Raw genomic sequence first — 18,167 nt, 5'->3', positions numbered from 1 at the left:
TCACAGGCATTGCGCTATCGCAGGCAAGCCAGCTCCCACAGTTGGGGAGCGCTGAAGCGTTAAGTTTTTTCCGGCTGGCGGTTCCAGTGTCGGAATAGTGGCTCCGCCAAAAACAACACAAACAACAACCGCATCACCTGCATCGCCGTCACCAACGGCACCGACAATTGCAGGGTCTCGGCCGTCAGGCTCATCTCGGCAATCCCGCCGGGCATCATGCCCAATGTCAGCGAGCGCAAGTCCAGGTGGGTCAGGGCACTCAGGCCGACTGCCGCCAACGTCGCCAACGCCATGGTCAGCGCCGTACCGATCAAGGTGCGGCCCATGAACGACGGCGCTCGGCGAAAGAACTGTCGGTTGAAGTGGCAACCCAAACCGCTGCCGATCAACCATTGGCCAATCTGGCTGCCGCCGTCGGGCAAACCGATATGCAGATCCCACACAACACTGGCAGTCGCACTCACCAGCAACGGCCCGAACAACCACGGATTCGGCTGACGCAAGCGCTGCCAACCCCAGGCCACCAACGCGCCAAGGGGAAACAACGCCAACAGCCAAGGCCAGCTCACCGGCGCCGGATGAAACTGCGGCGCGCCGCCCTCAAGCACATACTTGAAGATCGCCGGCACACACAGCACCACCACCAACACCCGCAGACTCTGCCCCGCCGCGACACGGCTGAGCACCGCGCCATTGCGTGCGCCGAGGTTGACCATCTCGCCGGAACCGCCCGGCATGCTGGAGAAAAACGCGGTGGCGCGGTCTTCACCGCTGCGCCGCATCAGCCACACGCCGACCACACTGGAAAGACTGGTGACCAGCGCGCCAAAGAAGATCAGCCCGAAGTGGCTCATCACTTGCTCGATCACCACCGGCGTAAAGTGCAGGCCGATGCCGATCCCGACCACCCATTGGCCGCATTTGCGCCCGCCGGGAATCTCCGCCAACTGCCACGGCGTGAGGCAACGCACGAGGATAATCGCCAGCAACGAGCCGACCATGTACGGCAAAGGCCAGCCGACAAGGCTGGCCAGGTAACCGCCGGCCAGGCCGACCAGCGGTGTTCCCCACCAATGTTTAAAGGTGACCTCAGACATCGGCCACGGCACGACGCTGCAGGGCACGTTTGCGGTAGATACGCACCAGCGGGAAGGCCAGCATCAGCGCGGTCAGCACCCACACCCCAAAGGTGATCGGGCTCGACCAGAGGATGTCCAGCGCACCGTTGGAAATCGACAGCGCGCGGCGCAGGTTCTGCTCCATCAGGCCGCCGAGGATAAAGCCCAGCAACACCGGCGACAGCGGGAAGTCGAGCTTGCGCAGGATGTAGCCGAAGATGCCGATGCCGACCATCAGGAACAGGTCGAAGGTGGTGGCGTGAACCGCGTACACACCAATCGCGGTGATGATGGCGATCACCGGCACCAGCGCCCAGTTCGGCACGGCAAGGATGCGCGTGAAGATGCGGATCATCGGGATGTTGAGGATCACCAGCATGATGTTGGCGATAAACAACGACGCGATCAGGCCCCAGACGATGTCGGGTTGCTGTTGGAACAGCAGCGGGCCAGGGGTGATGTTGTACAGCGACAGCGCGCCGATCATCACCGCCGTGGTACCCGAACCGGGTACGCCGAGGGTCAGCATTGGCACCAGGGCGCCGCAGGCAGAAGCACCAATCGCGGTTTCCGGGGCGGCGAGGCCGCGCATGTCGCCCTGGCCGAATTTACCGCTGGCACCGGCCAGGCGTTTCTCGGTCATGTAGGCAACGGCCGAGGCCAACGTAGCACCGGCGCCAGGCAGTACGCCCATGATGAAACCGAGCAGGCCGCAACGGATATTCACCACGAAGACTGCGGACGCTTCCTTCAGGTTGAACATCATCCGTCCGGTGGCTTTCACCGCTTCCTGGCCACGGTGGGTTTTTTCCAGGAGCAACAGGATCTCGCTGATGGAGAACAGACCCAGCACCAGTACGACAAACTGGATGCCGTCGGTGAGGTGGATGTTGTCGCCGGTAAAGCGGTACACGCCGCTGTTGGCGTCGATGCCCACCGCCGAGAGGAACAGGCCGATCAGCGCCGCGACAAAGGTCTTCAACGGCTTGTCACCGGCCATGCCGCCCAGACAGACAATCGCGAACACCATCAGGACGAAATATTCCGCCGGGCCGAAGGCAATCGCCCATTTGGCCAGCAACGGCGCAAACAGCACCATGCCGCAGGTGGCGATAAACGCGCCGATGAACGAACTCCATGCCGACAACGACAGCGCCACACCGGCCTGGCCTTTGCGGGCCATCGGGTAACCGTCGAGGGTGGTCATCACGGTGGAGGCTTCGCCCGGGATGTTGAGCAGGATCGAGCTGATCCGGCCGCCGTATTCGCAGCCCAGGTACACGGCCGCCAGCAGGATCAGCGCCGATTCCGGCGGCAAGCCCAGGGCAAACGCGATGGGGATCAACAACGCCACGCCGTTGATCGGGCCCAGGCCCGGCAACAGGCCGACCACGGTGCCGATCAGGGTGCCGCACAACGCGGTCACCAGGTTGTACGGGGACAGTGCAACGCCGAAGCCCTGGCCCAAATAGCCGAAAGTATCCATATCAGTTCTCCAGAACGTCGAGCAGGCCCAGGGGCAGCGGTACATCCATGGCTTTGTCGAACAGCAGGTACAGGCCGATGGCCATGAGGCTGACGATCACCACGCTCGGCAACCAGCGGCCGCCATACAGGCGCGCCATGGGGATGCCGATCAGCATGCTGCTGAGGATGAAACCCAGGGGCTCGAAGGTGCCGGCGAACACGATCAACAGGCCGACGCAGATGGCGATCTTGATCAGGGTTTCGCGGTCCAGCGCCGGTTCTTCTTCGGTGTGTTTGGTCGGCTGTGGGCGGATGATCATGTAGATCAGGCCCAGGCTCATCAGCCCGAGCATCAGCAGCGGGTAGGCACGCGGCCCGACCGGCTCGTAGGAAAACGCGGCCTGGTACGGCCACGCCATCAGCGCAAGACCGGCACAGACCAGCAACATCACAGAGGCGAAAATGCGTTGTAAGAGCATGTGAAACTCCTGGGCCACGCCCGTTGAGTCAACAGGCATGGCCTTGAGACAGAGGGGCGATTACTGGATCAGGCCAAACTCTTTGGCCAGCACTTTGTAGTCAGCCACTTGTTTCTTCACGTAGGTGTCCAGCTCCGGGCCGGTCATGGCGAACGGGAACAGCTCGCGCTGGTCACGCAGCTTGGCGAACTCGTCGGAAGCCAGCAGTTTGTCGAACGCGTCTTTCCACCAGGCGTAGTCGGCATCGCTGACTTTTGGCCCGAGGTAGAAGCCACGTACTACGGGCCAGACGATGTCGTAGCCTTGCTCTTTGGCGGTCGGAATATTCTTCATTTCCGGCTCGTCCAGGCGCTCTTCGGAGAACACCGCCAGCAGGCGCATGTCACCGCTGAGGATGTGGGGCATGGAGTCGGAGATGTCGGTACTGCCCACCTGGATGTGGCCGCCGAGCAGGGCCGTGGCGATTTCGCCGCCGCCTTCAAGGGCCACGTAGCGCAGCTCACGCGGGTTGATCCCGGCGGCCTTGGCGATCAGTGCGGTTTGCATCCAGTCCTGGCTGCCGACTGTGCCGCCGGAACCGATCACGACGCTGCCCGGATCTTTCTTCAGGGCTTTGACGAGATCGTCGAGGGTCTTGTAGGGCGAATCGTTTTTCACTGCGATGGCACCGTAGCTGGTGCCGACCGCTGCCAGCCAACGTACGGCGCTTTCATCGAAGCGGCCGAACTTGCCCTGGGCCAGGTTCAGCAGAGAACCGCTGGACCACGCCACCAGGGTGCCGGCATCCGCCGGGCGCTGGGCGACCACGGCGTTGTAGGCCACCGCGCCGACGCCGCCGGGCATGTAGGTCACGCGCATCGGCTTGCTCAGCAGCTTCTCGTTGACCAGCGCGCTTTGCGCCAGTTTGCAGGTCAGGTCAAACCCGCCGCCGGGGGAGGCCGGGGCGATGCATTCCGGGCGCTTGGGTTCTTCGGCGGCCAGCAGTTGGCCGGCGAACAGTACGCAGCCGGCGGCGAGGGCCAATTTACGCAGTGAAAGGGTCATGGTGTTCTCCTTCATTGTTGTTATGAGTTGCTACTACCAGAGTGCGACGCTGTAGCTGACCAGCACGCGCATTTCATCTGCATCACGGGCTGAGTAGTTGGAGCGGTAGGTGGCATTGCGCAGGCGCACGGCCACGTCCTTGAACGTGCCGCTTTGCACCACGTACTTGATCTCGCTGTTGCGCTCCCACTCTTTGCCGGTGTCGCCGTTTTTGAGCTGGATGTTGTCACCCGAAATGTAACGGCTCATGAAACTCAGGCCGGGGATGCCCAGTTTGACGAAATCGAAGTCGTAGCGCGCCTGCCAGGAGCGTTCTTTGGCGCCGGCAAAGTCGTTGATCTGCACGAAGTTGACGAGGTACGGGTCGCTGCCATCCACATAGGGGAACGCATTGTCGCCGGACATGTGCTGGTAGCCGGCGCTGAGCTTATGGCCATTGAGGGCATAGCTGAACAGGCCGTTTAGGGATGTGTTGTCGATCTTGCCGCCACGGGCTGAGCCGGTGTCATCGCTGATGGCCAGGCGCAGGTCGGTGGCGAAGGTGCCGGGGCCCATCGGGCGGGCGGCGACGAGGCCGAGGAAGTGCTGGCGGTACACGTCGTCGAGCTGGGCGAAGTGGTAGCTGCCGGTGATCTTGTCGGCGAACTTGTAGTCCACGCCACCGAAGTTGAAGTGCTTGCCGGTGGCGCCGCTGACGAAGCGGCTGTTCTTGTTGTTGAGGGCGATGTCTTCGTAATTGGTGTCGTCGCGGTCCTTGGCTTTGTCCAGGCGGCCACCGGTGAACACCAGGTTCTTGAATTCCTTGGAGGTGATCAGGCCGCCGTTGAAGGTCTGCGGCAGGATGCGCCCGTCGTTGGGCTTGAGGATCGGCAGTTCGGGGGCCAGTGAGCCGATCTTCAGCTCGGTGGCGGAGATCTTCACTTTGCCGGTCAGGCCCAGCTTGGAGTACTCATTGGCGGCGCGGCCATCATCGTGAGTGGGCAGCAGGCCGGTGCCGGTGCGGTCGGGGCTGGAGTCGAGCTTGACCCCAAGCATGCCCAGCGCATCCACGCCAAAGCCGACGGTGCCGTCGGTGTAGCCCGATTGCAGGTTGAGCATGAAGCCCTGGGCCCATTCGTCGCGCTTGGATTGCTGCGCGCTGGTGCCGTCGCGAAAGTCGCGGTTGAAGTACATGTTGCGGGTTTCCAGGGTACCGCTACTGTCTTCGAAGAAGGCAGCCTGGCCAAGCGGCGAAAAGCTGGCAAGGGCAGCGGCACTGGCGAGGGCGGTCTGGGTCAGGCGGGAAAAACGCACAGGCGTGAGAGCCTGGGGCTGTGTCGACAGCATCGTGGTGTACTCCGTTATTGTTCTTATTTGACGAAAACGCTTCGAGGCGTTTTTCGGGTGCTGCGGCTCAGGCAGCGCGGTGGGCAGAGACCACCGTGACGGGATGCTAAAGGGCGAAGCTTTCACTAACCTTTCAATGGCCTTTCAATGTTTTCGGGCTTCACAGGGCAGGTTGCGCCTGTAAACTGCCCGCCACAGCGTGGCGTCGCCCACCCCTGAACGAGGTACAAATCCATGCGTGTCCTGTTGGTTGAAGACCACCTGCAACTCGCCGAAAGTGTCGCCCAGGCGCTCAAGAGCACGGGTTTGACCGTCGATGTGTTGCACGATGGGGTGGCCGCGGACCTGGCCCTGAGCAGCGAGGAGTACGCTGCGGCGATCTTGGATGTGGGCTTGCCGCGCATGGACGGTTTCGAGGTGCTGGCGCGCTTGCGGGCGCGGGGGAAAAATCTGCCGGTGCTGATGCTGACCGCGCGCAGCGACGTGAAAGACCGTGTGCACGGGCTGAACCTCGGTGCGGACGATTACCTGGCCAAGCCTTTTGAACTGACTGAACTGGAAGCCCGGGTCAAGGCCCTGCTGCGGCGCAGCGTGTTGGGCGGCGAGCGCCAGCAGACGTGCGGGGTGCTGGTCTACGACCTCGACACTCGCCGTTTCACCGTGGGCGGCGAGCTGATGACGTTGACGTCCCGCGAGCAAGCCGTGCTGGAAGCGCTGATTGCGCGGCCGGGGCGGGTCATGAGCAAAGAGCAACTGGCGTCCCAGGTCTTCGGCCTGGATGAAGAAGCCAGCCCCGATGCGATCGAAATCTATGTGCACCGCCTGCGCAAGAAACTCGATGGCCAACCGATCGCCATCGTGACCTTCCGTGGCCTCGGTTATCTGCTGGAAGCGCGCGATGCATAAACCCAGCAGTCTGCGCTGGCGCCTGTTGTGGAACCTGGCGCTGTTGCTGGTGTTGCTGATGCTCGCCAGCGGCATGAGTGCCTACTGGAACGGGCGCGAGGCGGCGGACACTGCCTACGACCGCACCTTGCTCGCCTCGGCGCGGACCATCGCCGCCGGGTTGACCCAGGTCGACGGCACCCTCAGCGCCAACGTGCCGTATGTGGCGCTGGATACCTTCGCCTACGACAGCGCCGGGCGCATTTACTACCAGGTCAATGACATTGATCAGAAGCTGATCTCCGGTTACGAAAACCTCCCCGGCCCGCCGCCCGGTACGCCGCGCACCGATGATTATCCAGCGTTGGCGCGCTTTTACGACGCGGTGTATCAGGGCCAGCCGGTGCGCGTGGTCAGCCTGCTCAAGGCCGTCTCCGAACCGAACATGAACGGCATGGCGGAAATCCGCGTGGCCGAAACCGATGAAGCGCGCGTCAGCATGGCCCGCAGCCTGATGGCCGACACCTTGCTGCGCCTGGGCATGCTCGCGGTGGGCGCCTTGCTGCTGGTGTGGTTCGCCGTGAGCGCGGCGTTGCGCCCGCTGGAGCGCTTGCGCACCGCCGTGGAAGAGCGCCAGCCCGACGACCTGCGGCCGTTGCCGCTGGTGGAAGTGCAGCATGAGTTTGGCCCGCTGGTGCGTTCCCTCAATCACTTCACTGAACGCCTGCGCGGGCAGTTCGAGCGCCAGGCGCAGTTTATTGCCGACGCCGCCCACGAACTGCGCACGCCGTTGGCCGCGCTGAAGGCCCGTCTCGAACTGGGCCTGCGTGCCGAAGACCCGCCGACCTGGCGCAGCACCCTGGAAAGCGCCGCCCAGGGCACCGACCGCCTGACCCACCTGGCCAATCAACTGCTGTCCCTGGCGCGCATCGAAAACGGCGCGCGGGCGATTGCCGAGGGCGGCGCGCAGTTGCTCGACCTCAGCCAGTTGGCCCGGGAATTGGGCATGGCCATGGCGCCCTTGGCCCATGCGCGTGGCGTGGCGTTGGCGTTGGAAGCCGACGAGCCGGTGTGGCTGCGCGGCGAACCGACGTTGTTGAACGAGCTGTTGAGCAACCTGGTGGACAATGCCCTGGCGCACACGCCACCGGGCGGCAACGTGATCTTGCGGGTTACAGCGCCGGCGGTGCTGGAAGTGGAAGATGATGGCCCGGGCATCCCGCTGGATGAGCGGGACCGGGTGTTCGAGCGCTTCTACCGGCGCAGCCAGCAGGGCCTGGGGTCGGGCCTGGGGCTGGCGATTGTCGGCGAGATCTGCCGCGCGCACCTGGCGCAGATCAGCCTGCACGATGGCGAACGGGCGGGGCTGAAGGTGCGGGTGAGCTTTATCGCCGGTTGATCAGTAGAACATCGAGCGTGCTTCATCCAGCTCGGCGCGCAGGGCTTCGCTGTAGGGGTCGACCCGCAGCTTCTTGAGGGCCGGCAGGGTGGCGGCCGAGACATTCGCCAAGGGGTGGTCGGTTCCGCGATAGCAATACAGCACGGCGATTTGCACCAGGTCGATGTAGTCGAGGGTAGGGGAGTCGCGCTCCATATCCAGGTACTGCCCCGGCAGGTTGGCGAGCATCTCCGGGAAATCCCAGCCGCGTAGCAGTTTGTCGCCGAGCAGCGGGTGGATGCTGTCGATCACATGGTTGAGTGCCACCGGGTCCGACAGCAGTTCGTAGTGGTCTTCGGCATAGGTCAGGATCGGCAGCACGCCAATCTGATGCACCAGGCCGCCCAGGGCAGCCTGGTCCGGCTTGAGCTGGCTGTGGCTGCGGCATAACGCATAGCTGACGCCCGCCACTTCCAGGCTGCGGCGCCAGACATCGCGCATCTTCTGTTCGACCGCTTCGGAACGGGCGTGGAAGATCTGTTCCATCACCAGGCCGATGGCCAGGTTGCTGCTGTAGTTGGTGCCCAGCCGGGTGATGGCGGTGTGCAGGTCGGTGACTTCCTGGGTCGCGCGCAACAACGGGCTGTTGACCACTTTGATCAGGCGTGCCGACAGCGCGGTGTCGCGCCCGATCACTTTGCTCAAGTGGCTGATGCTGATGTCCGGGTCTTCAGCGGCCTGACGAATCTTCAGCGCCACTTCCGGTAATGTCGGCAGAACCAGGTCATCGTTGTCGATGGCCGTAATCAAAGCCTGTTGGACTTTTTCCGCCAGCTTGTTCATTCATGATCTCTAGGGTGTTGCAAAAAGGTACGGCGACTAACGCTGGATCTCTCGATCACGGTCGAGTGTGTAAGGCAGGTCAAGCAGGTGCAGACCGGGGCCTTCCAGGGTGCCGAGGTGCACATCGCCACTGTCGGCTGCTTCGGCTTGCAACACGGCCAAAAGTTCAACCGCCTGGTCAGCTTTTGCTGCAATCACCACTTCGCCGATCGAGCTGTTATGGCTGGGGGAAAACAGCGGGGTGCCTGGCTCGGGCATTTCAGCGCCATCGAGGCGCAAGCGGTACAGGCGACGCTTGAGCTTGCCCAGGTACTGCATGCGCGCGACGATTTCCTGGCCGGTGTAGCAGCCTTTCTTGAAGCTGACGCCGCCGACGGCCTGCAGGTTGAGCATTTGCGGGATGAACAGCTCGCGGGTTTGCGCCATGACCTGGCCGATGCCGGCGCGGATCTGGCCCAGCAGCCATTCGTTCAGACCTGCTTCTTTAAGCTGTGCAGTCAATTGGCTGCGTACGGCCTCGGCCTGTTCGACGGGCACCCAGAGTTCGGCGCGGCCGGGGGAAACCCGAATGGCGATCAGGTGTTCGGTGCGGGCAACGCTGTCGGTGTCGGCGGGCAGTTCAAGGCCCAGGCCGGCCAGCGCTTGATCCGCATCCATCAGGCCGAAACGCACCCAGGCGGCGCTTTCGTCGGTGAGTTTGGATTTGGAGAACACCGCGTATTTCTTCAGATCGGCCAGTTGCGGTTCCAGCAGCTCGCTGGCCATGGCCAGCAACACGCCGTCACCTTGCAGCAGGATGCGGAAGCTCGACTGCATGCGCCCTTTTTGCGTGCAGCGCGCGCCGAGGCTGGCCTGGGTGTCGCTCAGGTAATTGAGGTTGCAGGTCAGTTGCCCTTGCAGGAACTTGGCAGCGTCGGCGCCGCGGACGGCGAGAACGCCTTCGTGGGACAGGGGGCAGAAGAAAGCGGAGTCAGCCATGGGTCATCGCAGGTCAAAAAGTCATGGGTGCATCATAGAGGGGCGCCCGGCAAATGGATAGTTTCCGTATGGGGCGACCAAAGCCGACTGTTCCGGTGCGGCCGGGCCTGTATACTTGCCGCCTATTTGAGGAGCGCTCCATGGTCGAAGATGTAGAAATCAATCGCCTCTACTGGCACAGCCGTCGCGGCATGCTGGAGTTGGATGTGTTGCTGGTGCCTTTCACCAAGGAGGTCTACGCGACGCTCGACAAGGTGGACCGCGACCTCTACGTCCGGCTGCTGACGTGCGAAGACCAGGACATGTTCGGCTGGTTCATGGAACGCGCCGAATCGGAAGACCCTGAGCTGCAGCGCATGGTTCGGATGATCCTGGATCGTGTCCAGCCCAAGTAATACGTTTGAATGCCGCTGGCAGGCCTCACGGCTGTTGCTGGCGGCGTATCTCCTTGCCCAGCTGTTCGCGCTGGGTGCGCTGTTGTCCCTCGACCTGCCTTATTCAAGCCTCGGCGTGCTGGTGTGCCTGGCGCATGCCGCCTGGGTTTTGCCGCGCCATGTGCTGCTGACTCACCGTTCGTCGGTTCGTGGCCTGCGCCGCGATGAAAGCGGCTGGCAGTTGTGGAGCGCGGCGCGTGGCTGGCATGGCGTGCAGTTGCGTCCCGACAGCCTGGCGTTGCCGTTGATCGTGGTGCTGCGTTATCGCGTGCCGGGGCAGTGGTGGGTGCGTTCGATCTGTGTGCCGGCCGATTCGCAGGCTGCCGATCTGCATCGGCGCCTGCGGGTGCGCTTGAAGTTCAGTCGCCGTAGGTGGTTGGCACCAGGATAGTGTCGCGGGCCTCGGGCAGCATGTCCGGGTAGTCGAGGGTGTAATGCAGGCCTCGGCTTTCCTTGCGTTCCATGGCGGAGCGGATCATCAGTTCCGCCACTTGGGCCAGGTTGCGCAACTCGATCAGGTCGCGGCTGACTTTATAGTTGCTGTAGAACTCGACCCTTTGAGGCTAAACCCAATGGATACAGGGGTTTCAGCCGATGATCGTCAACCACCGCTCCCCAAGTGGGACAAACCTGTTACAAACTGCGCTCGCCAAGCCGTACCACTATCGCCGGTCTGGTCGCTATTACCTTCGCCTTCGCCCTCAAGGAACCGTTAAGGGCTTCTTCACGCTGTCACTCAGGACTACCGACAAGGCCACCGCAATGACCATCTCCGACGACATCCTCTCGACCCTCAAGGCTTACCACTTGGACAACCCTGAGGCGTCATGGGACTCACTCCGTGAGCGCTTGATCGACATCGCTGAGTACAACCTGACGATGGCACACGGTGACAGTTCACTGGTCGCTTACGAGATGATCAACGATGAGCATCACTTGGCGCTCCGTAAGGCGTCCGCACAGTTGCCCCTGAGCATCAATCAGCAACGAGCAGTCAGTAAGGCCCTTGAGATCCTTGAGGCCTCTCAGGAGCGTATGCGGGGCCGGTCGGGGAAACTGGTCGAGATCGTTAAGGACCTCAATGGCGAATCTTGTAGCACGTCTGTGGCTCTTTCCCTGCCCTTATCTGTAAGTGCTCTTTCAGGGCTGACATTCAAGGTCCTCTCTGGGCTCTACATGGCGGAACGCAAAGACAGCATTCAGGACAGCACCATGCGGGACGTGAAGTCATCGTGTGAGGCTATCGGCACGATCCTTGGCGACTTGGACATGAAGACCCACACACGGGAGGACATGAAGAACCTTCGGGACAAGCTCCTTGAGGACCGTAAGCCTTCGACGGTTAAGAAGCAGCTGACCCGGCTATCGACTGTCATGGATTGGGCTGTGAATAACGGATACCTCGACAAGAGTTTTGATAAGGGTCTGAAGCCAACGAAAGGCGCTGACAGCTCCCGTGAGGCGCTCTCTCAGGATCAGGTAAAGGCCCTGATGGCTTACGCTAAGTCGCTTCCAGTGGACGCTTGGCAGCGCTGGGCGTTGTCCCTTGGGGTGATCACTGGGACCCGTATTGAGGAACTCAGGCAGTTGACCAAGGCTGACGTTAAACAGGTCGCTGGTATCTGGGTCATCGACATCAACAGGAACGATGGCAAGACAGCCAAGACCAAGAATGCTCTCCGTGTTGTGCCGCTGACTGATGGCGCTTACGGTTTCGATCTTCAGGCGTTCCTTGAGTTTGTCGGAAAGGCAGACTCCCGGCTGTTCACACTGGGAGCCGGTCAGTTCTCGAACGTGCTCAATGGGGCGCTAAGGGAGGTCCTGACGTTGAACGCTGATCGGACCCAGACCTTCCACTCGTTGCGTCACTCGCTGGCCGGTGCCTTGAAGGCCGCTGAGGTGCCTGTGGGAACCGCTGAGACCATCTTGGGGCACGCTTCGGGGTCTATCAGTTATGACCTGTATGGAGCGGGGAGTGCTGTTGAGGTGGGTCGTATGGCTGATGCACTGGTGAAGGCACTTCAATAGCCAAATGGTATCATCGGGGTTTCGAATGGAGGCGCTATGCGAAACCTTGAGCTATATGGACTTGCGAAGGTAAATAAGGAGCTTCATGAGCGAGCAGTGGTGGTAGACCAGCTCAGCTCTCTTGGTGAAAAGACGGCTCGCATCATGGCTTGGCAGTGCTTTATTCAGGATCAGCTCAAACTGGATGATAGAAACGAGACCACTTCTAATCTTGCCCGAATAAAGCACGGGGAAGCTATTGCAGCTTTCTGGGAAACGGGTGATCAGATGGACATCGACTCCGACTCATTTGTCTCTTACTTTTTCGATGAGCTCGGTGTAATTAACCGAAAAGTAACGAAAAAAGGAGTCCAAGTAGCCTTCTATATCTTCGTCGCCTTGGGGCTCTTCGGTCTGTATAAGTTGTTCTTCCACTGAGATTTGCATCGAGCTGGATGTCTTGGTCGGTCACCCGGATCACGATCTGTTGTTTGTGGCGACTCAGGGGGGGCGTGCGGCTGGACTGAAGTATCCGGGCGACTCCATCGCGCACCATCGCCGGGTCAACGGTGCAGGTCGGGCCCTCCGGGCACTGACTGAAGGACATACCGCAAGTCTTCCAGATGATGGACTGGGCCGTGTATTGAGGTCGAACTCGATCCTGTTCAGCGAGTCGGAGCTGTACCGGATGCTCATGAAGGGCACCGCGACGCAGTCCGAACCGTTCCGCGAGTGAGTCATGAGGAAATCCTCCCGACCATCCGCAAGACTGTCTCTTACGACGCCGCCGAGTCTACCAACCCGCTTGCACAGGCCGTAATGGACGAGCTGAAGGTGCTGCGGACAGAAGTGGTTGACTTGAAGGAAGCCATTGAGGAATCCATGGGCGTTGTCCGTATTACCGTGGGAGACGCCCTGTGAACATTGGCCGGTGCCTTGAAGGCCGCTTAGGTGGCTATGGGGCCGCTGAATCAATCTTGGGGTACACTTCGGGATCTGTATAGTGCGGGGAGCTCCGTTGAGGTGCGACGAATGGCTGAGGCCCTCGATAAGGCTTTTGGTCTGGTGTAATATCAAACGGTTCAATGAGGGTGGCGTTCTGCCATCCTTGTTTCGCAGAATCATCAAGGAAGTGATTATGCCAGCTACTATTACTTTGCTGTCTCGACGGTTTGCGAATGCTGCTATAGCAATCTCAGCCACCTGTTCCAGCGGTACTCTTGTCGAAGGCACTGGCTGCTTCAATTTTCGTTGTTCTTCAAACAGTATATTTCCAAACTTCTTCTCGTATATTCCACTCTGTATGCTTGGAGCATTAGCTGTTTCGGAATAAAAACTTTAGGGCTTGTTGATTAAGCTCGTTCGCTGGATAGGTGAGAGCCAATCAAATGAATAATATAGACGACCTTATGCTTGAACTCGAATTGGAAGACGGAAGGCATATCAAGGTGCAGGTCACGGGCTATCATTTAAAGCTCGCGGATAAGCTAAATTTTGATGGGGGAGGTAAACTCTTCAAGCTCGGCACGTTTAAGATCAATAGTAGGCAGTACCCGGAGTGGAAAGGCATAGCAAAGATTAAATATCGAATTGGTGAGTGCTCTGTATTGAAAGATCAGCCGCCCAAAGAGACGCCTCGGACTATTACCTTCAAGGTCCGTCACGATTTTAATTAACGAAATATTGGAGGGGCGCCATTAGGCCCTCACTGATGCACTGGGAGGCCCTCAATGAGTGTTGCTATTACGGTTAGTGTATTGAGTGCCCTGGCTATCTGGAAGGGTTCGGGCTGGGTCTGGACGGCTTATAAAAAGCATCGCGACACTGCCCAGCAGACCTATCTTTTAGGTGTTCGCTATGAGGCTGCAATTGACGCCACCCGGCTCCTGTCTCAGTGGTATAACCTGACCCCGAGAGGACCTGAAGAGGATGCTTTAGTTAAGGAGGTCCTCGAAGTTTTGTCAGAGCGTGATGCAGAAGCCTTACGCATGAGATCCACCACTGAGGAGAATCGTAGGAAGCCGGGAAGCTGGACCTGAATGGATCTGAAGAGGTTCGCGAGGAAAGTGCATTGAGGGAAACCTGAGGTTAGTCGCATCTCAATGCTCTACCGTTCGCCAAGGTAATAGAAGCTTTCAATTTATTAAAGTGACCTTATTACCCTTTTGTGATTTTTAAATCTATTGGTGTGATGATCGGGACCTCAGGCGCAAAGGGGGATATGCTCGAAATTGAATTGCAAAGTGCGCCAAGCTGCTGCATAGAAATATGAGCGTATTCGAGTGCGTCTCTTGAAGAATCCATGCTCCCAATGAAGTTTAAGCCGCGCGCAAAGTTTACGTTGGGGTCTTCAAAGTATTTTCCGGTGGTTCGGCTTTTAGTTACTTGAGCAGGTTTTAATGGGATTGGTAGCCGTATGGCAGGCAACTGCTGACCATGAAAGTCTATTGTCTTCGTAAAGGCCAGTAGAGTTTTCGCGGCGTTCGCTAAGGGGGCGACGTGGACGACTAAATCGCGGTATGCACCAAGTTCGTAGAGCCAGTTGTCGGTCGATGACGAGGCTTTCAGCTCTTTGCCTGCTTTATCCTGAGGCGGCTGAGATCGCCAGATTTTTAATAGGCCACTTAAAGCAGTGATTTTGGGGGCGGACGGATCATTCGTTCGAATTGTCGCCTCTGAGTAAAACTCTGAGAGATAATCTCTTAAAGTGCAAGAATCTACCAGAAACGACTGTAAGGCCAAATAACATAACGAGGTGTGACCATCAAGAAAGCGTTCGTTGGGTTTAAAGGCTTTCGAGAGTAATCTCCCGTTCAGTTGATCTGAATATGCTTCCGATAACTGCCTCAATCTCCATTCACATGCTCTTATTTGATGGGAGATTCGAGAAGCTATATCGTAAAATAGTCCATTTTTTTGTAGAAATGCGGCATTAGCGATGAATGACCAATTATGTCCTTGGTCTGTGCATATCCACTCTGGAGAGGCTGCGGGATTGATTGACCTCCACTCGGGAGGGACGAAACTTTTCGCTTGCTCTTCGGTGTGGAAAAAATCACATCCGACTATCTGGAATCCTAAACGCTTAACATCACCATAAAAACTACCATAGCTTTTTATAGTTAAGGTCGCGGCCTTCCCACTCAGTGCATTGGGCCGAAGATCAGCTTTTTGATCCATCCCATTCAGAATGCGTCCACCACCATACAGATGCAGTTCTCTCAAAACTGGTTGCCATTCCATGCTAATGCTCCTTGCTTATGTTCGGTGCGTGCGTGACTCAGCGACCAGGCACCCAGAACGACACCTACCACTAAGCCAGATAATAAAGAACGATTCAATAAATTGGAGCGCCGTAGGTCGAAGGTGACCGTCTATAAGGAGAGCTATAGGAGATCACCACCATGATCCACCTCACACCTGGGCTTGTCCTACCTGATGACTCGCCGTTATCTCAACGCCCTTGAGGTCGCGATGCAACCGCTGATTAGTCCCGGTCTAAGTAGCTTAGGGCTGCTATGGGAGACCTTGACGACGCCCAAGGGGTCACCCAGAAATATCGTTAAGGGAGATTGCTGGAGCCTGATGACTGGCACTATGGCCGCTGTTAGGACCGAAGGAGACGACAGCATGGGGCTCCCGGTGGAGTCGTCGATAGGCCTCGGTCACACGCTCTACCTGGTGATGCTCGCAACGTCGCGGCCAGGGTCATAAGGGACAAGCTCAAGGAGTTCCTCAAGGGTCGGCAATTTAAAACCACCCACAATAACCGCACCACCTCACCAGTTTCACCACACTGCAACACACCACGTCGCATCCCTTCCTTTCTGGTCACCTCTCAGTCAAGCCTCAAATGCTGCCCTGGCCCTTCACGGCTGGGGCTTTCGCTGTGACGTGGCTTTAAAACCCTCACATATAGTAGGAAGCACACACCATCACAGAAAACCTCACTGAGGACGCCGCCAAAGAGGACCGCCATGACCCCGCAAAAAATCTATCGAAGTGACACCTATGCAGGCTACCAACGCCTACACGCTGAGCTAACCGATTATCGAGGCTATGAGCCTTATGACCTGCTGCCTAAAGATGCGTGGCGCAATGCCCGTGCCGCTGCCCTGGCGCATGAGTCGAAGGACTCCACGGACTACCTCAAGGCCCTCATTAAGGTCCCTGCTGTGCGCCGTCGGGGGCCCGTACCCTTGATCATTGAGAACCCTTTCTATGGTCACCTCGATTTTCAGGACCGCTATGAGCCATGGTCAGAGGATGTCCTTGTGGGCGTTGCTCGTCTGGATCACGGTGGGACCAAACAGCTACCCGTCAAGGTTCTCTATGACCTCCTTGAAACGCTTGAGGACCTGAGCGCTGAGACCATCGGGGAACACCTGGGAGCGTCCTCAAGGACGGCGCGGCGGTATCTGGCTGCACTTTACGTTGCCATGCAATACCTCATGCGGTCCCGGCCTCAATGGCTGCGTGTGGCGATGGGCGATATGTACTCAATACGGACAGCCTCTGAGCCTGAATCCCTGCGCGCTGTCTGCCCGAAGTCCTTGCAGCAACTGCGCTTAGCCCTGGGAGCTGATGCGTTCGCCAGTTAATACGGACACAAGATAAAGAAGACCTAACGGACAACCTTCATGGTTACCGATGGAGTGTATAGAGACTACCTCTAAGCTCTCTGAGACCCTATGTGATTGGGATTATTTGCTGATAAGCAATCCCTATCCCTAAGGTTCCTTTAAGAGGACTGATGCTCAATCGGTCTCACTGTTCCTTTCCCCATTTTATAAGACAGACCACTCAGGGGCCCTCAAGGGTTACAGGGCCTGGGTCTACCGACCACGGTTGCACAGGTCGCGCTTAGGGACCATCAAGGTTCCAGTACGGCACACCAATAGGCCACACCACCGGCCACCCTCAAGGAGACACTCAAAGGAGAACTATAACCATGACCGCACAACCCCAATACACCACACCTGTAGCCTTCGCCCTGGAACACTTGTTCATCGACCCTATGAGTCCTTCAGGGTTTAGCTGGAAGACATCCGGCACCGGTCGCCGTGCTGACCTTCGCGCTGGTCGCCGTGACACCCACGGTTACTGGCAAGTGTGGCTCGGCTCTAAGCTGGTCTCATGCCACCGCCTCATATGGGAGATGGTCAACGGCCCTATCCCTGCTGGTCTGCTGGTGAATCACATTGACCTCAACCCAGCTAACAACCTGATCGGGAACCTGGAGTTACTGTCAGGCGCACTCAATAGTCGCCACACCGGCAAGCGTGGCCGTAAGACCTTCCTACCTGTGGGCATGAGCGTATCAGCCGTGGGTCGCGTCATTGGCTGCTATAGCCCAGGCGATGGCCTCTCCCAGGTCTACCCTTGCAAGTCGTTCTCCCTGCTCAAGGACCATAGCTCAGAGCGTCTCAACGCCATGACTGCGGCCCTACTTAAGGCCTTCATTAAGCGGGACGGTGAGGGCAGTCCGACCGTTGCCAGCTTCTACTGTGCGTTGCCCGATGAGGCCGTGTTTGGTCCTGCTGAAGGCTGGGTGTGATGGTCAATCCCGAGGGTCTTTTATTGGCCCATTGGGAGACTTGCGTTTAAAACCCTCACCTCTACAGGGAGGATAGACCTGACTTAAAAACCCCCACAATAACCAGACCACACCAACCATACGAAAGGAGACCCGCTATGACTCAATTTGCAAACGCCCGTACTGACTCCACCCCGAAGCTGGCTGCTGTAATGAAGCTCGACCACGCCGACACCCTTGAAGCAATCGCTGAGGTTCTCCCTGAGCTGCCTGAGGGTTCCATGCTGACCCGTTGTGAATCCCTGAAGGTTGTGCAAGCGGTATGCCCTGAGCGTTACACGGCTGCACTGCTGGAGTTGCGCCAATGAGCCAGCCCAATCCTCAAGACGTACATAGCGAGGTCAACACCCTGAGCCGGAACCAACAGACCCGCCTGAAGAACTGGCTCAAATGGTCCCTTGATGGGGTCAGCATTGAGGAATGCCGGGAGCGGCTCGCCTCGACAGAAGACAACCGCATGAACGGCAACCTCCGCCGTAAGTACGCTGCCAATCACTGCAAGCGTGAGGGTCAAGCCTAATCCCCTCAGTTAAGGAAATTGCCTGGAATTCCACAGAAATTTTTAGGACCACAACCACCACTTTCGATAGGAAGCCCATGAGCTGACGACTG

21 protein-coding genes and 1 pseudogene are annotated in these 18,167 nt (G+C 58.8%); 13 read left to right on the top strand and 9 right to left on the bottom strand.

Annotated elements, in window-relative coordinates; genetic code table 11:
* Positions 1-59: 59 nt before the first annotated feature.
* From B348_RS0112050 to B348_RS0112030, 5 genes are read right to left on the bottom strand one after another with little or no spacing between them, the layout of a single operon-like run.
* Positions 60-1,097: an AbrB family transcriptional regulator gene (locus tag B348_RS0112050; RefSeq protein ID WP_026136752.1), complete on the bottom strand. Its 1,038-nt coding sequence runs from the start codon at positions 1,095-1,097 to the stop codon at positions 60-62.
* Positions 1,090-2,604, bottom strand: coding sequence for a tripartite tricarboxylate transporter permease (locus B348_RS0112045; protein WP_017736365.1), 1,515 nt, complete (start codon positions 2,602-2,604; stop codon positions 1,090-1,092). The genes B348_RS0112050 and B348_RS0112045 overlap by 8 nt, the downstream gene beginning before the upstream one ends.
* Before the next feature lies 1 nt (position 2,605).
* Entirely contained in the window at positions 2,606-3,064 is a 459-nt protein-coding gene (locus tag B348_RS0112040) for a tripartite tricarboxylate transporter TctB family protein (protein ID WP_017736364.1), read from the bottom strand.
* A gap of 60 nt (positions 3,065-3,124) precedes the next feature.
* Positions 3,125-4,108: a tripartite tricarboxylate transporter substrate binding protein gene (locus B348_RS0112035; RefSeq protein ID WP_017736363.1), complete on the bottom strand. Its 984-nt coding sequence runs from the start codon at positions 4,106-4,108 to the stop codon at positions 3,125-3,127.
* A gap of 33 nt (positions 4,109-4,141) precedes the next feature.
* On the bottom strand, positions 4,142-5,434 hold the full coding sequence (locus B348_RS0112030) for an OprD family porin (RefSeq protein WP_017736362.1): 1,293 nt from the start codon (positions 5,432-5,434) through the stop codon (positions 4,142-4,144).
* Positions 5,435-5,668: 234 nt separating this feature from the next.
* Between B348_RS0112030 and B348_RS0112025 the strand changes: the two genes are divergently transcribed.
* A complete protein-coding gene (locus B348_RS0112025; protein WP_017736361.1) occupies positions 5,669-6,340 on the top strand; it encodes a response regulator in 672 nt (223 codons plus the stop codon).
* Positions 6,333-7,718 carry a sensor histidine kinase gene (locus B348_RS0112020; RefSeq protein ID WP_017736360.1) on the top strand — a complete coding sequence of 462 codons (1,386 nt, stop codon included), beginning with the start codon at positions 6,333-6,335 and terminating at the stop codon, positions 7,716-7,718. Before B348_RS0112025 ends, B348_RS0112020 begins: the two co-directional genes overlap by 8 nt.
* Here B348_RS0112020 and B348_RS0112015 read toward each other — a convergent pair whose 3' ends face one another.
* Both B348_RS0112015 and B348_RS0112010 read right to left on the bottom strand, forming a co-directional pair.
* The gene (locus B348_RS0112015; RefSeq protein WP_017736359.1) at positions 7,719-8,540 is read right to left on the bottom strand and encodes an HDOD domain-containing protein; all 822 of its coding nucleotides are present in this window, start codon (positions 8,538-8,540) and stop codon (positions 7,719-7,721) included. It abuts the gene before it with no gap.
* Between the two features lie 36 nt (positions 8,541-8,576).
* Positions 8,577-9,518, bottom strand: coding sequence for a folate-binding protein YgfZ (locus B348_RS0112010; RefSeq protein ID WP_026136751.1), 942 nt, complete (start codon positions 9,516-9,518; stop codon positions 8,577-8,579).
* Positions 9,519-9,658: 140 nt separating this feature from the next.
* Between B348_RS0112010 and B348_RS0112005 the strand changes: the two genes are divergently transcribed.
* Complete coding sequence (locus B348_RS0112005) at positions 9,659-9,913, top strand: succinate dehydrogenase assembly factor 2 (protein WP_017736358.1); 255 nt, start codon at positions 9,659-9,661, stop codon at positions 9,911-9,913.
* Positions 9,897-10,343 (top strand): protein YgfX, encoded by a 447-nt coding sequence (locus tag B348_RS0112000; RefSeq protein ID WP_026136750.1) that lies wholly within the window; start codon positions 9,897-9,899, stop codon positions 10,341-10,343. The genes B348_RS0112005 and B348_RS0112000 overlap by 17 nt, the downstream gene beginning before the upstream one ends.
* Here B348_RS0112000 and B348_RS1000000130900 read toward each other — a convergent pair.
* Positions 10,312-10,503: pseudogene (locus tag B348_RS1000000130900) on the bottom strand (L-aspartate oxidase); the annotation flags it as partial. The gene B348_RS0112000 and the pseudogene B348_RS1000000130900 sit on opposite strands and share 32 nt — an antisense overlap.
* A 43-nt stretch (positions 10,504-10,546) precedes the next feature.
* Between B348_RS1000000130900 and B348_RS0111990 the strand changes: the two are divergent.
* From B348_RS0111990 to B348_RS0111965, 5 genes are all read left to right on the top strand, one after another.
* Positions 10,547-11,980: a tyrosine-type recombinase/integrase gene (locus B348_RS0111990; protein WP_017736355.1), complete on the top strand. Its 1,434-nt coding sequence runs from the start codon at positions 10,547-10,549 to the stop codon at positions 11,978-11,980.
* A 36-nt stretch (positions 11,981-12,016) separates the two neighbouring features.
* Positions 12,017-12,397, top strand: coding sequence for a hypothetical protein (locus B348_RS0111985; protein ID WP_017736354.1), 381 nt, complete (start codon positions 12,017-12,019; stop codon positions 12,395-12,397).
* A gap of 294 nt (positions 12,398-12,691) precedes the next feature.
* Positions 12,692-12,880 carry a hypothetical protein gene (locus B348_RS0111975; RefSeq protein ID WP_017736352.1) on the top strand — a complete coding sequence of 63 codons (189 nt, stop codon included), beginning with the start codon at positions 12,692-12,694 and terminating at the stop codon, positions 12,878-12,880.
* A gap of 488 nt (positions 12,881-13,368) precedes the next feature.
* Complete coding sequence (locus tag B348_RS0111970) at positions 13,369-13,635, top strand: hypothetical protein (protein WP_141232211.1); 267 nt, start codon at positions 13,369-13,371, stop codon at positions 13,633-13,635.
* A 54-nt stretch (positions 13,636-13,689) separates the two neighbouring features.
* A complete protein-coding gene (locus B348_RS0111965; RefSeq protein ID WP_017736350.1) occupies positions 13,690-13,998 on the top strand; it encodes a hypothetical protein in 309 nt (102 codons plus the stop codon).
* Positions 13,999-14,116: 118 nt separating this feature from the next.
* Here the strand turns inward: B348_RS0111965 and B348_RS1000000131560 are convergent, their stop codons facing one another.
* Positions 14,117-15,202, bottom strand: a complete 1,086-nt coding sequence (locus B348_RS1000000131560; RefSeq protein ID WP_157356503.1) for a hypothetical protein — start codon at positions 15,200-15,202, stop codon at positions 14,117-14,119.
* Between the two features lie 734 nt (positions 15,203-15,936).
* Here B348_RS1000000131560 and B348_RS0111955 point away from each other — a divergent pair.
* The 4 genes from B348_RS0111955 (at position 15,937) to B348_RS0111940 (ending at position 18,075) form a co-directional block, all read left to right on the top strand.
* A complete protein-coding gene (locus tag B348_RS0111955; protein WP_017736348.1) occupies positions 15,937-16,560 on the top strand; it encodes a hypothetical protein in 624 nt (207 codons plus the stop codon).
* Between the two features lie 350 nt (positions 16,561-16,910).
* Positions 16,911-17,516, top strand: a complete 606-nt coding sequence (locus B348_RS1000000130475) for an HNH endonuclease signature motif containing protein (protein ID WP_017736347.1) — start codon at positions 16,911-16,913, stop codon at positions 17,514-17,516.
* A 137-nt stretch (positions 17,517-17,653) separates the two neighbouring features.
* Positions 17,654-17,863, top strand: coding sequence for a hypothetical protein (locus tag B348_RS0111945; protein ID WP_017736346.1), 210 nt, complete (start codon positions 17,654-17,656; stop codon positions 17,861-17,863).
* Positions 17,860-18,075, top strand: coding sequence for a hypothetical protein (locus B348_RS0111940; protein ID WP_017736345.1), 216 nt, complete (start codon positions 17,860-17,862; stop codon positions 18,073-18,075). The genes B348_RS0111945 and B348_RS0111940 overlap by 4 nt, the downstream gene beginning before the upstream one ends.
* Positions 18,076-18,167 lie beyond the last annotated feature (92 nt).

It is taken from the genome of Pseudomonas sp. CBZ-4 (assembly GCF_000346755.1).
GTDB lineage: Bacteria > Pseudomonadota > Gammaproteobacteria > Pseudomonadales > Pseudomonadaceae > Aquipseudomonas.
The sequence above is the reverse complement of the archived record's forward strand: the minus strand, read 5'-3'. Positions and strand labels throughout refer to the sequence as shown.

Coding starts and splice junctions, on each gene's coding strand:
- B348_RS0111945 (WP_017736346.1), top strand. CDS start 17,654: ATGACTCAATTTGCAAACGCCCGTACTGACTCCACCCCGAAGCTGGCT.
- B348_RS0112035 (WP_017736363.1), bottom strand. CDS start 4,108: ATGACCCTTTCACTGCGTAAATTGGCCCTCGCCGCCGGCTGCGTACTG.
- B348_RS0112030 (WP_017736362.1), bottom strand. CDS start 5,434: ATGCTGTCGACACAGCCCCAGGCTCTCACGCCTGTGCGTTTTTCCCGC.
- B348_RS0112020 (WP_017736360.1), top strand. CDS start 6,333: ATGCATAAACCCAGCAGTCTGCGCTGGCGCCTGTTGTGGAACCTGGCG.
- B348_RS0112005 (WP_017736358.1), top strand. CDS start 9,659: ATGGTCGAAGATGTAGAAATCAATCGCCTCTACTGGCACAGCCGTCGC.
- B348_RS1000000130475 (WP_017736347.1), top strand. CDS start 16,911: ATGACCGCACAACCCCAATACACCACACCTGTAGCCTTCGCCCTGGAA.
- B348_RS0111955 (WP_017736348.1), top strand. CDS start 15,937: ATGACCCCGCAAAAAATCTATCGAAGTGACACCTATGCAGGCTACCAA.
- B348_RS0112010 (WP_026136751.1), bottom strand. CDS start 9,518: ATGGCTGACTCCGCTTTCTTCTGCCCCCTGTCCCACGAAGGCGTTCTC.
- B348_RS0112025 (WP_017736361.1), top strand. CDS start 5,669: ATGCGTGTCCTGTTGGTTGAAGACCACCTGCAACTCGCCGAAAGTGTC.
- B348_RS0112050 (WP_026136752.1), bottom strand. CDS start 1,097: ATGTCTGAGGTCACCTTTAAACATTGGTGGGGAACACCGCTGGTCGGC.
- B348_RS0112040 (WP_017736364.1), bottom strand. CDS start 3,064: ATGCTCTTACAACGCATTTTCGCCTCTGTGATGTTGCTGGTCTGTGCC.
- B348_RS0112045 (WP_017736365.1), bottom strand. CDS start 2,604: ATGGATACTTTCGGCTATTTGGGCCAGGGCTTCGGCGTTGCACTGTCC.
- B348_RS0112015 (WP_017736359.1), bottom strand. CDS start 8,540: ATGAACAAGCTGGCGGAAAAAGTCCAACAGGCTTTGATTACGGCCATC.
- B348_RS0111970 (WP_141232211.1), top strand. CDS start 13,369: ATGCTTGAACTCGAATTGGAAGACGGAAGGCATATCAAGGTGCAGGTC.
- B348_RS0111985 (WP_017736354.1), top strand. CDS start 12,017: ATGCGAAACCTTGAGCTATATGGACTTGCGAAGGTAAATAAGGAGCTT.
- B348_RS0111965 (WP_017736350.1), top strand. CDS start 13,690: ATGAGTGTTGCTATTACGGTTAGTGTATTGAGTGCCCTGGCTATCTGG.
- B348_RS1000000131560 (WP_157356503.1), bottom strand. CDS start 15,202: ATGGAATGGCAACCAGTTTTGAGAGAACTGCATCTGTATGGTGGTGGA.
- B348_RS0111940 (WP_017736345.1), top strand. CDS start 17,860: ATGAGCCAGCCCAATCCTCAAGACGTACATAGCGAGGTCAACACCCTG.
- B348_RS0111990 (WP_017736355.1), top strand. CDS start 10,547: ATGATCGTCAACCACCGCTCCCCAAGTGGGACAAACCTGTTACAAACT.